Origin of the sequence: Bacillus litorisediminis (assembly GCF_022808645.1) — a bacterium.
In the GTDB taxonomy this organism is placed as follows: domain Bacteria; phylum Bacillota; class Bacilli; order Bacillales; family JC228; genus Bacillus_BF; species Bacillus_BF litorisediminis.
In genome coordinates this window covers 17,950-31,394 of record NZ_JAKZKT010000024.1, presented here as the reverse complement: position 1 = coordinate 31,394, position 13,445 = coordinate 17,950, and the positions used below count along the sequence as shown (strand labels likewise).

13 protein-coding genes are annotated in these 13,445 nt (G+C 38.3%); 5 read left to right on the top strand and 8 right to left on the bottom strand.

The genetic code is table 11. The annotated features are described in order from the left end of the window. Positions 1-6 precede the first annotated feature (6 nt). The 5 genes from MLE14_RS13255 to MLE14_RS13235 form a co-directional block, all read right to left on the bottom strand. Positions 7-1,053 (bottom strand): serine hydrolase domain-containing protein, encoded by a 1,047-nt coding sequence (locus tag MLE14_RS13255; protein WP_243298863.1) that lies wholly within the window; start codon positions 1,051-1,053, stop codon positions 7-9. Positions 1,054-1,093: 40 nt separating this feature from the next. Beyond that, entirely contained in the window at positions 1,094-2,047 is a 954-nt protein-coding gene (locus MLE14_RS13250) for a GNAT family N-acetyltransferase (RefSeq protein WP_243298862.1), read from the bottom strand. 168 nt (positions 2,048-2,215) lie between these two features. After that, complete coding sequence (locus MLE14_RS13245) at positions 2,216-3,541, bottom strand: (Fe-S)-binding protein (protein WP_243298893.1); 1,326 nt, start codon at positions 3,539-3,541, stop codon at positions 2,216-2,218. After that, positions 3,504-4,955, bottom strand: coding sequence for a glycolate oxidase subunit GlcD (gene glcD / locus MLE14_RS13240; protein ID WP_243298892.1), 1,452 nt, complete (start codon positions 4,953-4,955; stop codon positions 3,504-3,506). The genes MLE14_RS13245 and glcD overlap by 38 nt, the downstream gene beginning before the upstream one ends. Before the next feature lie 89 nt (positions 4,956-5,044). After that, the gene (locus tag MLE14_RS13235; protein WP_243298861.1) at positions 5,045-6,163 is read right to left on the bottom strand and encodes a CdaR family transcriptional regulator; all 1,119 of its coding nucleotides are present in this window, start codon (positions 6,161-6,163) and stop codon (positions 5,045-5,047) included. Positions 6,164-6,349: 186 nt separating this feature from the next. Here MLE14_RS13235 and MLE14_RS13230 point away from each other — a divergent pair, with 186 nt between their 5' ends. Beyond that, positions 6,350-6,601 (top strand): WYL domain-containing protein, encoded by a 252-nt coding sequence (locus tag MLE14_RS13230; protein ID WP_243298860.1) that lies wholly within the window; start codon positions 6,350-6,352, stop codon positions 6,599-6,601. 132 nt (positions 6,602-6,733) lie between these two features. On the opposite strand, the gene MLE14_RS13225 is transcribed toward MLE14_RS13230, so the two are convergent. The 3 genes from MLE14_RS13225 to MLE14_RS13215 form a co-directional block, all read right to left on the bottom strand. Further along, positions 6,734-8,728 carry a TRAP transporter permease gene (locus MLE14_RS13225; RefSeq protein WP_243298859.1) on the bottom strand — a complete coding sequence of 665 codons (1,995 nt, stop codon included), beginning with the start codon at positions 8,726-8,728 and terminating at the stop codon, positions 6,734-6,736. Next, on the bottom strand, positions 8,721-9,254 hold the full coding sequence (locus MLE14_RS13220; RefSeq protein WP_243298858.1) for a DUF1850 domain-containing protein: 534 nt from the start codon (positions 9,252-9,254) through the stop codon (positions 8,721-8,723). The genes MLE14_RS13225 and MLE14_RS13220 overlap by 8 nt, the downstream gene beginning before the upstream one ends. 146 nt (positions 9,255-9,400) lie before the next feature. Beyond that, positions 9,401-10,399, bottom strand: a complete 999-nt coding sequence (locus MLE14_RS13215) for a TAXI family TRAP transporter solute-binding subunit (protein ID WP_243298857.1) — start codon at positions 10,397-10,399, stop codon at positions 9,401-9,403. A 401-nt stretch (positions 10,400-10,800) separates the two neighbouring features. On the opposite strand from MLE14_RS13215, the gene MLE14_RS13210 reads away from it, so the two are divergent. From MLE14_RS13210 to MLE14_RS13195, 4 genes are all read left to right on the top strand, one after another. Beyond that, the gene (locus MLE14_RS13210; protein WP_243298856.1) at positions 10,801-11,532 is read left to right on the top strand and encodes an alpha/beta hydrolase; all 732 of its coding nucleotides are present in this window, start codon (positions 10,801-10,803) and stop codon (positions 11,530-11,532) included. 144 nt (positions 11,533-11,676) lie between these two features. Then, on the top strand, positions 11,677-12,192 hold the full coding sequence (locus tag MLE14_RS13205; protein WP_243298855.1) for a YjcG family protein: 516 nt from the start codon (positions 11,677-11,679) through the stop codon (positions 12,190-12,192). Beyond that, entirely contained in the window at positions 12,193-12,615 is a 423-nt protein-coding gene (locus MLE14_RS13200; protein ID WP_243298854.1) for a GNAT family N-acetyltransferase, read from the top strand. A gap of 145 nt (positions 12,616-12,760) precedes the next feature. Further along, entirely contained in the window at positions 12,761-13,435 is a 675-nt protein-coding gene (locus tag MLE14_RS13195) for a DUF421 domain-containing protein (protein WP_243298853.1), read from the top strand. Positions 13,436-13,445: the final 10 nt, after the last annotated feature.

The window sequence follows — 13,445 nt, the reverse complement described above, 5'->3', positions numbered from 1 at the left end:
CAAACATTAAATACTTGTACGGATGATGTTATGCAGCCGGGGTCGTAACCGTAAGATTGGGTCCTTCCTGCCAAAATGGACCCGATTGGTCAATAAGATAACGTGCAGCTTATTCTCTGGGTCAAACCAAAGGCTTGTTCCGGTAAAACCGGTGTGACCATAAGATCTCTCAGAGAAGAAATCTCCACAAGAAGAATATGTCGGACTCTTTAAAATCCAGCCAAGCCCCCGAAATTCACTGTCAAAAGGAGTAAAGTTTTTTCTGGATAATTCGATTGCCTCTTTTGAAATGATTCGTTTTCCTTGAAATACTCCGTTATTCTCTATCATGGCTGCGAAGTTGGCTAAATCCTTAACAGTGGAAAACAAACCTGCATGACCGCTAATACCTCCCATGCTTTCTGTATTATCGTCGTGAACAATTCCTTTTTTATAATCCTTTAGCTTTTCACTATACTCGGTAGCTGCGTATCGGCATTGTTCAAAGGCTGGATTAAAGCCGGTATCCGTCATTTGCAGCGGTTCAAAAATTTCCTGTTTTACATATTTGTCAAATTGGGTCCCCGTTATCTTTTCAATGATTTGATATAAAGTGATAATTCCAAGATCACTATAAATAACCTGTTGACCAATTGGCGCAGCCAATTCTTCCCGAAAAATCCTTTCTACGATTTGTCCAGTTGTTAAGGATTCAAGAAAATACTCCTTATGCGCCGGCAAGCCAGATGTATGGGTAAGCAAATGCCTGATGGTAATTTGGTCCTTCCCATTTTGCCCAAAATCAGGGAGAAAGTATGTAACTCGATCATCCAGTCTAATTTGCCCATTTTCCAGCAATTTTAAAGTAACGGGCAGCGTTGCCACTACTTTTGTTAAAGAAGCTAGATCAAACACTGTATTGATTTCCATTGGATGCTTTTCTGGATACACAGTCCTATGACCAATCGCTTCTTGCAAAATTGCTTCCCCTTGATAAGAAACATAGATAACAGCACCTGGTATGGATTCGAGTTCAATTTCCTTTTGTAAGAAGTCGAGTACTTTCTTTTTCATCTCCGTTCCCCTCCCTGTCTTGTGTTCCTATTAAGCAGAACTACAAGCTTTTTGTATATTGAGCGTAAGATTTCCAAGACTTATATCCTAGTTTTTCATAAAATTCAACTAACCCGGTCCAATCGATTACGATTTGTTTAACAGCACGCTGCCGCAAAAAATGGACGGCTGCTTTCACAATTGCAAGTCCGTATCCATTTTTTCGTTCATTTTGATCTATACCAAGCGGTCCAATCCCGCCTAATTCTTCCTCAAACAAAGGAGACCAGTACACGTTTTGTGCAATAAAAGGGGATTTTTCATCATTTATACGACAGAAGCCAATTATTCTTTCGTTTTTCTTGGCTACTACAAATTCACGACCTAAACCGCCTTTTTTAAAATAATGAATGGCTTCGTACTCCCATCTGCCCGGAAAACAACGATGAAGAAATTCAAGAAAATTTGCCTTTTCTTCAAGCGATAGAATGGAAAATGACACAGCTTTATCATCTGGAAGCGGATCGAGTATATGATTAGAATACTGGCAAATTAAATCGTATTCATGACCTTTGAATAAATAGCCACGTCTCTCAAACCATTGTTTTACTTGTTCATAATCATTTGGTATTCCAGGGAAGTAGTGCCATGGATCCCGTCCAAGATGAAGCGTTTTAATCCCGCTTTTCTTTAAATGATTTTCGGCTTTTTCTAATAATTTTGTACCAATTCCTTGATTCCGATGCTTTGAATCGACGATTAATACCTGAACCCAGCCTACTTCCGGGTTCATAGGAACATTTAATGATTCCTTCCATTTTTTTACTATGATAAAGCCTATTACGCTTTCATTATCATCAAAAGCCATACTGGAGCCATCAAAACATACATTTTCATCTTCAAGACTATTTTGTATAAATAGGTCTTTTCTTAAGGGGAACTGTTTTCCTATTTCCTTATTCCAAAGGGCAATAGCATCGTCTATATGTTCTTTGTCCCAAGAAACAATTTTCATTCTGGTTTCCCCTTCTCCTTTAGGTAAAGCATGGCTTTATTGTTAGAAAATTCATGCATCTGTTTATATACTATCATAATCCAAAGGTTCTATATTTTAAAGTTTTTTCATTGAAATTAAAATCTTATTTCATAGTTCAAATTACATCTTTTTGTCAAAAAACATTCTTTATAGTTCCACAGAGACATAGTCTGATAGGAAATCCACTAAATGAACAGCCCTCATTTTATCTGATAATCCTGCACGTTCAATTCCTAATTTCATTTGCAAAAGACAGCCAGGATTTGAGGTGACAATGACAGCTGCATTTGTCTTCTTTACCTTTTCCATTTTGTCATCCAAGATTTTCATAGACATCTTGCTTTCGATCAGGTTATAAATTCCCGCCGATCCACAACAAGAATCTGCACCCTCAAGCTCGATAAAATCAACGTTCTCAATGGAGCAAATCAGTTGCCTTGGCTGCTCAATTACTTTCGTTACGTTTCTTAGATGACATGAATCCTGATAAGTCACCGTAATATGGTAATTGGCTCTAAGCTTTAATTGATTAAATTCTAATTTTGTTAGCAAACTTGAAATATCTATTATTTTCGCTTGAAAAACCATGGCTCTTTCTTTCCATTCAGGTTCTTTCATTAACACAAATGGATAATCGTATAAAAAGGCTCCGCAGCCGCCGGCATTATTGACTATGTAATCTGCTTCGATACTTTCAAACGCTTCGATATTTTGTTTGGCCAGTAGGGCCGCATTGTTTTTTTCTCCGCTATGGGCATGAAGTGCTCCGCAGCAGGCTTGTTGTTCTGGGATCCACACATCGCAGCCGGCTTTTTGCAACAGAGAAATAGTCGAATTGTTGGTGCCAGTGAACATCGTATCCATTAAACATCCTGTAAAAAAGGCCACTGTCGCTTTCTTCTTGCCAATGGCGGGAAAAAGGCTGGCTCGATCCTTCCATTCTTTTTGTTTTGGAACCTTTGGCAGAACTGTCTCCATTTGCCGCATTGTTTCGGGGAATAAATTTAAGAACCCTATTTTTCTTGCTGCCTTTTGCAAACCTGAAGCTTGATAGAACCGCAGTAAGCCCGTTGCCTTGCTCATTTTGGACTTATCATTAAATAAGTGACCAAATGCTACATTTCTGACTGTTTTTTCAAGGAGTCCTTTTGGCGTAACTTCATTTATGACTTCTCTTGCATTCTCCAAAATATGACCATACTGAACTCCGGCAGGACACGCAGGCTCACAGGCACGGCAGCCCAGACAAACATTTAGGGAATGTTCCACATCGTCATCCCATTGAATCATTCCATCACGAACAGCTTTTATTAAAGCAATCCTGCCGCGAGGCGAATGCGTTTCATCATATCCTGTTTGAATATAGGTCGGACAAGCAGGCAGACAGAAACCGCATCGCATACAATCCAGCAGGCTTTCTTCTTCAATCTTTTCCTTAAATCCTTGACGGATTTTCTGCTGCAGGACTGTCATTGCCACCTGCTACCACCACCCGTTTCTTTGCGCTTTTGGCAAATACTTTTCCAGGGTTGAAAATATGAGTCGGATCGAGTGCATCCTTAATTTTCTTCATTACTTCAACCCCTTCTCTTCCAAGCTTCCATTCTAGATAGGGTGCCTTCATTTCACCTACCCCATGCTCGCCAGTGATGGTTCCGCCTAATTCAATAGCAGCTTGAAATATTTCCGCAAATGCTTGTTCAACTCTTTCAATTTCTTCCTTATTTCGTACATCTGTTAGACATGTAGGGTGCAAATTGCCATCCCCCGCATGACCAAAAGTACAAATCGTTACATTATATTTCGTTGCAATTCGTCGGATGGCTCTTACCATTTCAGCAATTTTAGAACGGGGAACAGTGGCATCTTCTAAAATTGTAGTAGGCGTTTTCCGTGCTAGAGCCGAGAGTGCAGCGCGCCGTGCTGTTTTAAGATTTTCTGCCTCTTTTTCATCCTTTGCAACGCTTACATTTCTGGCATGATTCTCTCTGCAAATTTGTTCAATTTGTTCCATTTCACGTTTAACAGATTCTTCTTTGCCGTCCTGCTCAATAAGTAACACCGCTTCCACATCTGTCGGCAAACCAATCTTTGCAAATTCTTCTATAACTTCAAGAGTTGCCTGATCCATAAATTCTAATGTTGCCGGAATAATCTTATTTGCAATAATACTGGACACAGTTTCTGCTGCCTGTTCTAAAGAATCATAGAAAGCTAGCATGGTTTCTTTATAGACAGGTTTAGGGATTAGTGAAAGAGTCGCTTCTGTTATGATTCCCAGTGTTCCTTCTGAACCGACAAAAAGACTAGTTAAATCATATCCCGCTACATCTTTTGCGAGCTTGCCTCCTGTTCGGATAATATCACCGTTTGCGAGCACCACCTCTAATCCGCAAACATAATCCCGTGTAACACCATATTTAAGTCCTCTTAATCCGCCAGAATTCTCATTGATATTTCCGCCAATCGTTGAAATCTTCATCGAACTTGGGTCTGGGGGATAAAAAAGATCAAATTGCTCAACATATTCAATCAAATCCTTCGTAATGACTCCTGGCTGTACCGTTACCGTTAAGTTTTCCTCGTCTAATTCCAGGATCTTATTCATATGCTTGAACAAAAGGACAATCCCGCCTGATGAGGGAACGGTCCCTGCTGCTAAATTCGTTCCGGATCCTCTTGGGATAATCGGAATCTTCTTAGATTGGCAAAGACGAACAATTTCGGATACTTCTTTTGTATTCCGAGGGGATAGCACTGCATCTGGCATTGCCTGAAACTGTGCAGTCGCATCATAGGAATAAGCGAGCCTATGCACCGAAGATGTTTGCACATTCTCTTTTCCTACAATTTCTTCAAACAAAGTAGTCAGCTGATCCGTTAATATAGTCCCCACCCCTTTAATGTAAGTGCTTACATTAAAGTATAAAACTGTACAAGCCCGTAAATCTATGTGCAATAATACAAATTTCCAGCTTATATCGTGCTATTTTTTGTGTCTTCATACAAAAATAAATATGAAATGTACAACATCACTAAATGATGAGTATTTTTTAAATTTAAAGCTGTAAGATCTTCTATTTTTTTTAATCGGTAATGAAGGGTATTAATATGAATATGCAGTACCTCTGCAGCTTCTTTATGAGATAAGTTACATTCAAACCATGTACACAAGGTTTTTAATAAAATTTCATCACTGCTAATTGGCAGAATTGTTCTTCGAATAAATTCTTGTTTTGTCTCATCTGTTAAAGCATATTGAATGATATCAAACTGAAGATCTTGTTCAAAAACAATTTCACTTCCATTGACAGCTGCCGCACTTGCACGTTCAGCTTGTTGAAAGGAAACCCGAATTTGTTCAGGGTTTACAATTTGGCCAACTCCAGCAATTAACTCTCCTTTAGTGAATCTTTTTAAAATCTTTCTTAAAGACTCCACCTCTTGTTTTTTAATACTTTGCGTACGTGATGGGATGAAAACCAGCAATTTTTCCTGACCCCAGCGGATAAATAGAGCATCTTCCAACATGCCCCAAAGCCTAGTAATCTCCTTAAAATCAGAGTAAAGAATTTTGAATGGTTCTTGTATCGATTTAAATACAATGACCTGCTGATAAGAAAACATATCAATCTGGAAAAAGGCTGCCCGATCTATTAAATCCTGATCCCAAACCTTAGTATGAAGCCAATCAAAAACAAACAATTCCAATTCACGTGCTAATCTTTCCTGTTCTTCCCGATATGCATTATCCTGGATAAAAAGCTCTGTTACCTTTTGCAATAAATGTGCATAAGGTGCCACAACCTCTGGAATCCCTGTGATTCCAATTACCCCTTGAGGCTTTCCATGGATAAATAAGGGAATAACTATCCCGAACCTAACCCCTCGTAAAGATTTCACTTTTTCCTCAGTCATATGAATTGCCCTTTTTTCTTGGATTGCTAAAAGCGCACCTTCATGAAAATTCCCAATTCTGCTTGGATCTGTACTGGCCCGGATAATTCCTTCTGTATCGGTTAAGATAACACTCTCATTTATTAATTTTTGTACTTCAACAACGATTTTTTGGGCTAGTTCTTCATTTAGCAGCATCATGATCCCCCGTGTGGCTTGTTAATTGTTCTATATTAGGCATTTTTCTGTATCTTTTTTTCTTCATTATATATGGAATTAGAGCATTTGGGACATATTGATTGATAAGAATATTGGTTTCCCAGTAAATTACACTTGCGGTACAAACAGATGTTCGTATATAGTAGTAACAAAGAGGTGATGGAAATGCAGAACAAACTTTTAAAATGGATGATTGAGGGCAAGGCAGTAGAAATTATCTATGAATCCAAACAGAAACAACTTACGCAAAGAAAAATAAAAATATTGGAGATTCAGGAATCACAGGTCAAAGCATATTGCTATTTTCGCGATCAAATACGTACCTTTCAGCTTGATCAAATCCTGTCTGCATTTCCCGTATATATGGAACGGAAGTACAAACATTACTCCACCGGCAAAAAATCAAAAACCAGCTGATTGTCGAAAATTGCTTTGGAAATAAATGAAGAAACAGGGGGACGGTTCTTGTAAAACACATGACGTCTCTTTGTTTTGAAATAAAAAAGGGCAGATTCTCACTGTATTTTAGCGAGAGTCTGCCCTTTTTGTTTAGGCTTCAACTGATGTTTTTTGATTGGAACCTTTATTTTTGCTGAATACTAATTGAACCGCAACTAGAACGATAAACATTCCTAAACCAGCAAAATCTGAATATTTTTCTGGATAGATTAATAATAAACCGGTAAGAACACTTATAATTCTAACTATCCAATTTAATTTCATATACCAGAATCCAATTAATCCTGCTCCAATTGCAATCATTCCGGTAATAGCAGTAAATATAATCCATAATATTTGTAAAATAGTCGCATCAATCATCAATAATTGTGGCTCGTATATGAACATATATGGAATGATGAATGCCGCGATAGCCAATTTAGATGCATTGACCCCCGTTTTAATTGGTTCCCCGCCAGATATTCCGCTCGCCGCAAACGCCGCTAACGCAACTGGCGGTGTAATATCGGCAACAATACCAAAATAGAAAACAAACAAATGGGCTGCCAGAACAGGAATCGCCACTTCAAGCTGACTGTTCAATGCCAAGATTGCTGGAAGAGCAATCGTTGAAGTAATGATATAGTTGGCAGTAGTAGGTGCACCCATACCTAATATAATAGATGTAATCATGGTAAATAATAAGGTTAAGAATAGGATTACGTTCGGGTTATCTGCCAAAGTAGCCGCTAAGCTAACCAGACCATTCCCCAGTTTAAGACCTAAGCCCGTTTTCGTAACTACCCCTACGATAATACCCGCACAAGCTGTTGCTGCAGCAACCCCTAATGCCGTACGGGCACCATCTGTTAATGCAGCAATAAACTTAGCCGGAGTAATTCGCGTATCCTTTCTGAATAAACTAACTAAGATAGTTATTCCAATTCCGTATAATGCCGTACGCTCAATACTGACACCAATATAGAGGAACCAAATAATTGCCAAAATAGGCAGTAATAGATAAAGCTTTTTGACCACTTCTTTTTTATTTGGTATTTCCTCTTTTGATAAACCCAATAATCCGGTACGTTTTGCTTCAAAGTGGGTCATAATCCAAATCCCTGAGAAATAAAGAAGGGCGGGAATGGCAGCAGCCTTGGCTATTTCCCAGTATCCGACGCCAGCGAATTCTATCATCAGGAACGCTGCGGCACCCATAATAGGAGGCATAATTTGTCCCCCTGTAGAAGCAGCGGCTTCGACCGCACCCGCAAATTCTTTCCGGTACCCCATTCGTTTCATTAATGGTATTGTATATGATCCTGTTGTCACAACATTTGCTACAGAGCTTCCGGATATTGTTCCTTGCAGGGCACTTGAGAAAATCGCTACCTTAGCTGGTCCCCCAATGCGGCGCCCTGCTATTGTAATTGCTAAATCATTAAAATAATTTCCGACTCCTGTCTGGACAAGAAAGGATCCAAACAGCAAGAATAGAAAAATATAAGTTGAGGAAACCTGTAAAGGCGTTCCTAATATACCTTCAGTCGTAAAAAACATCGTTTTAATTAATTGGTTTAAATCTAATCCAGGATGTGCGAGCATGCCTGGCATCGATGGACCAAATATTGCATAAATCAGGAATAAGCTTGCGATAATCGTTATCGGCAGGCCAACTACACGTCTAGTTGCTTCCAATACGAGCAAGATTGCCAATCCTCCGAAAATCATTTGCGCTGTATCGATTGGGCCAACTTTCTGAACAAGAGATTCATAGAATAATGGCCAATAGGCACTTACTGTAATTGCAATTAATGCCAACAGATAATCATACCAAGCTACCTTTCGTTTGTTCCCTTTTCTTCTTGCTGGAAATAATAGAAAAATGAGGGCTAACGCAAACCCTAAATGAACGGTTCTTTGAATTTGGGCGACTAATTGCCCAAAATAGCCTGTATATAGCTGAAACAGAGAAAAACCAATTAATCCAATAAATACAATTATAGCTGCTATTCCCGTCAGTGTGCGGGTATTGGATTCTGCATCATATTTTTGCAATAGTTCTTCCTGTTGCTCTTTCGTAATTTCATTCATGTTTTCACTCATGGATTTTCACTCCTTTCAAGTACTGCCAAAGGGATAATTGATCAACTTTAACCGTAAACCACGCTCCGGGTTCAAAATATTCATTGAACCAGACCATATGTTCATCTTTATCTCCCCATACAAGGCGATGCTCCGAAACTGTTTTTCCATTTCGGATATTCATAGAAGGGAAAACTGTATCTATTCCTTTTATATGATACTTCCCATCTTCATATACAAATGTTTCCCCTTCCCCCGCATTGGAGGGCATGCCTATTCCAAAATGTTCGTAAACGATTTCATACTGATTTATTTTCTGATCGTCTGTAACCTTATATTTTTCTACTACATCGGTTAAATGAATCGAATGCTTCCATATAATCTGAAAGGTATCTCCTTCATTAATCGGGAGAAAGGCCTGAATTTTCTCTGTATTTTCTATATAGAAAACTAATGCTGTCCGGAAAGGAACGACAAGGATAAAGAATAGGATGAAAGCTATGAGGAGGATAATGATGAGCAGTTTTTTTCTTATTGAGTTTTTCATCATATTTTCCACCTACATATTTGACGAAATGTGGGTAATAATCCAATAAATGCAATTACCCTTTTAAAAGAAGGAATGACCGGCTGTAAGCCTAATAAATAGGACTACAGCCGGTCCATTAATACTTACAAATAAACTAGACTTTTTTACTTTAAGATTCCAGCTTCTTTGAAATATTTCTCAGCACCTGGATGCAGGTCAATTCCAATTCCGTTAAGTGCTGATTCTTTTTTAATAAACTCACCTTTTGCATGTGAGATTTTATCTGCATTTTCATAAATTGCTTTTGTAATGTCATAGACGACATCTTCAGAAAGACTATCAGTAACAGCTAACATCGCTAAAACTGCTACTGTTGTTACTTCCCCTTCCATTCCATACGTACCAGCTGGTATAACATCTTTTGCATAGTATGGATATTCAGCGACTAATTCTTCAATCTTATCTTCCGCAATTGGCACGATTTTAACTTCTACTGTTGCAGAGAGACCTTCTACAGCTCCAGTAGGTGTTCCAGCCGTAATAAAGGCAGCGTCAATGTTCCCGTCTTGAATTCCGCCAGTTGATTCAGCGAAATCAAGGTTTTGTGCATTAATATCATCTTCTATTGATAATCCGTGTGCTTCAAGAATTTGCTCCGCATTGACATAAGTACCGGAGCCAGGCGCACCTACAGATACGGTTTTGCCTTTTAAATCTTCAACAGATTCGATTCCGGAATCAGCGGTTGTGACAATTTGGATTGTTTCAGGGTAAAGTGAACCAATAGCCTGAACATTATCAATTGGATTGCCTTCAAAAGAATTTATTCCTTCAATAGCGTTAGATGCAACGTCTGTTTGTGTAAAGGCAATCTGGGCACTGCCATCCGCCAATGCAGCCATGTTGTCAGCAGAAGCATTGGAAGAATTAGGTGTTGTATTAATCCCGGTTTCATCAGAAATAATTTTGGCTATTTCCCCGCCAAGCGGATAATATGTTCCGCTTGTACCGCCAGTTAGCATAGTTAGAAATTCAGGTTTTTCAGACGAATCTCCGCCGCCATCTCCAGATCCCCCGTTTCCTTCTGAAGAGCCGCACGCAGCTAAAAACAATGAAATAGTTAGTAGCATTGCTATTGATAACAATAGTTTTTTTCTTTTCACATGGATTTCCCCCTTTTAAATATTTTGTAAAGCTACGAATATTTTAACTATTAATCTCCGCAACTGTCAAACTCAACTAGTAAAAAAGTCTCTTTTTTCCTGAGTTTATCCATTTAAACAAACTAAACTCACTTCTAAAAACCCTATAAAAATACTATACTACAATACTTGTTAACCAATCAATTCTTCTTTTGCAAACGCTTCAATTTTATTGTCGCGATCTTCTAATTTTTGCCTTGCTCATTCCGTTAATTCTAGCTATGTCCTCTGTCCGCAGTCAAAAAAGTTACCCCTTCAAATTTAAACATTTTCCATGCAATCAATGGCTAGAATAAAGTAATATATAAACCATATGATACTTTTCATGTTGAAATTGACTGTTTGAACTGGAGGACAATACTATGGGTACAAATCAAGGAACAATTGAAGATCACACTCTATTCAGCCAAGAGCTGCAAGAAGAAATTCCTTTATTAATTTATAAACCTTCTCACTATTCAACCCTATATAAATATCCAGTCCTCATTGTACAAGATGGAAAAGATTATTTTCAAATGGGGAGAATTGGGAGAACTGCTGACCTTTTATATGCTGAAGGAAAAATAGAAAATCTAATCATCGTAGGAATCCCCTATCGAAATGTTAATGACAGAAGGACAAAGTATCATCCTGACGGTGAAAAACAGAATGCCTACATAAGGTTCTTAGCTCATGAATTAGTGCCTTTTATAGACCATCATTTCCCTACTTATCAGGTAGGCTTTGGAAGGGCACTTGGCGGGGATTCTCTTGGAGCGACAGTATCTATGATGGCCGCTCTAAAATATCCAAATATTTTTGGCAAAATGCTGCTCCAATCACCCTATGTCGATGAGAAGGTATTGGCTGCCATAGAAAATTTCGATCAGACGCATTTGATTAATATCTATCACGTGATTGGGAAACAGGAGACCGAAGTAAAAATGACGAATGGAGAAGTCATGGATTTTCTCCAGCCGAATCGCGAACTCCACGACTTAATAAAAGCTAAGGCAATCCAGCATTATTATGATGAATTTGAAGGAAACCATACTTGGAAATATTGGCAGCCCGATTTAAAAAGAGCCTTACAAAAGATGTTCCCTAAAAAGTAAGCGGCAATCAAAACATAAGAAGTATAGGCTATATCTTACTTTTTGGTTTTTTGTTATAATGGAAGGAAGACACCTAGCGGAAACGCTTTTTCTTACCAGTTGGTAATTCAGCTATAAAAAGGTAAAAATAAGGGAGGTTTTTTTATGAAATACGGTATTGTAATATTCCCATCTAAAAAGCTGCAGGATTTTGCGAATTCATACCGGAAACGATATGACCCTCACTATGCACTGATTCCGCCGCATTTGACTCTTAAACAGGCATTCGAAGCGGATGATGAAAAAGTAAAAGAGATTTCAGAGAAATTAGAAGAGCTTTCTGATCGTTATGAACCATTTCCTTTGAAAATAAATAAAGTGAGTTCTTTTCAGCCTGTCAATAACGTAATTTATTTAAAATGTGAACCGAATGAAACACTAACTGGACTCCATAACGACCTACATAATGACTTTTTTGGGTCAAATGCTGAATATGCTTTTGTTCCTCATATTACAATCGGCCAAAAATTATCAGATGCTGAACATTCAGATGTATTCAGTGCGTTAAGAATGCTTGACGTGAAATTTGAAGAAACGATCGACCGATTCCACTTATTATATCAATTAGAGAATGGTTCTTGGACAGTATACGAAACATTTAGACTAGGGAGAGAAGAATAAGTGGAAGTAAGGATAGTTGAAACATCTGAAGAACTGCAAGATGCATTCTCTGTCAGAAAAAAGGTATTTGTTGAAGAACAGGGAGTACCAATCGAAGAAGAAATTGATCAATATGAAGATACGGCAACCCATTTTGTCCTCTATGATAACGGCTCACCCGCAGGTGCTGGCCGCTTTCGGGTATTAGACGGATTGGGGAAAGTAGAACGAATCTGCGTCGACTCCTCCTTACGCGGAAAAGGTGCCGGAAAAGCCATTATGAAAAAAATTGAGGAGTATGCAAAAGAACAAGAGATCTCCGCACTAAAGCTCAATGCTCAAACGCATGCGATTCCATTCTATGAATCACTTGGGTATGGTGTGGTATCTGAAGAATTTATGGATGCTGGGATTCCCCATAAAACCATGAAAAAATACCTATAATATAATCTGGGCTCATTCCTTTCATATGTTTATTCATTTTTGCAAAAATGAGTAGACTTGTCAGGAACAGCCTTTTTTTATGGTCTTTTCACTTCATAAAAAACTGTCACGATGTACACCATAATATTGTAAAGGTGGGATATTGATGGATTTCCTAAAAATAGCTTTTGAATTAGTGGTGGGATACGCTGCCCTTTTTATTCTTACTAAAATTTTAGGTAAAACTCAAATTACACAAATTACTGCATTTGATTTTATCTCTGCATTAGTATTAGGTGAGCTGGTAGGAAATGCGGTGTTTGATCAAGATATTGGAATTCGGGAGATCCTCTTTGCTGTTTTTTGTTGGTGTATACTCATTTTTACAACAGAAATGGCTACCCAGAAATTCAAACGGGTACGAAAGCTTTTAGAAGGGGAACCATCCATCATTATACATAAAGGTAAAATCGTGTATAATCAGCTTAAAAAAAATCGGCTAGATATCAATCAGCTCCAGCATTTATTGAGGTCAAAAGATGTTTTTTCTATTCGCGAGTGTGAATATGCCCTTTTAGAAACAGATGGAACCGTAAGTGTTTTAAAAAAATCAGACTTTGCCTCTCCAACCCGACAGGACTTATCGCTTCCTTCTGAACAGGTAGGACTGCCGATTACGTTAGTATTAGATGGAGAAGCTGTCTATGACAACCTGAATGCGATTTCTAAGGATTTAGACTGGTTAAAAAAAGAATTAAAGCAACAGGGTATCCCCGATATTAAAAATGTGCTGTATGCAGAATGGGAAAAAGATAAAGCTTTGCACGTCCAAACCTATTAGTGCAAAGCTT

Bases quoted from the DNA above. Each gene is read 5' to 3' on its own strand.
- MLE14_RS13255 (WP_243298863.1), bottom strand. From the start codon at position 1,053: ATGAAAAAGAAAGTACTCGACTTCTTACAAAAGGAAATTGAACTCGAA.
- MLE14_RS13250 (WP_243298862.1), bottom strand. From the start codon at position 2,047: ATGAAAATTGTTTCTTGGGACAAAGAACATATAGACGATGCTATTGCC.
- MLE14_RS13245 (WP_243298893.1), bottom strand. From the start codon at position 3,541: ATGACAGTCCTGCAGCAGAAAATCCGTCAAGGATTTAAGGAAAAGATT.
- MLE14_RS13235 (WP_243298861.1), bottom strand. From the start codon at position 6,163: ATGCTGCTAAATGAAGAACTAGCCCAAAAAATCGTTGTTGAAGTACAA.
- MLE14_RS13230 (WP_243298860.1), top strand. From the start codon at position 6,350: ATGCAGAACAAACTTTTAAAATGGATGATTGAGGGCAAGGCAGTAGAA.
- MLE14_RS13225 (WP_243298859.1), bottom strand. From the start codon at position 8,728: ATGAGTGAAAACATGAATGAAATTACGAAAGAGCAACAGGAAGAACTA.
- MLE14_RS13220 (WP_243298858.1), bottom strand. From the start codon at position 9,254: ATGAAAAACTCAATAAGAAAAAAACTGCTCATCATTATCCTCCTCATA.
- MLE14_RS13210 (WP_243298856.1), top strand. From the start codon at position 10,801: ATGGGTACAAATCAAGGAACAATTGAAGATCACACTCTATTCAGCCAA.
- MLE14_RS13205 (WP_243298855.1), top strand. From the start codon at position 11,677: ATGAAATACGGTATTGTAATATTCCCATCTAAAAAGCTGCAGGATTTT.
- MLE14_RS13195 (WP_243298853.1), top strand. From the start codon at position 12,761: ATGGATTTCCTAAAAATAGCTTTTGAATTAGTGGTGGGATACGCTGCC.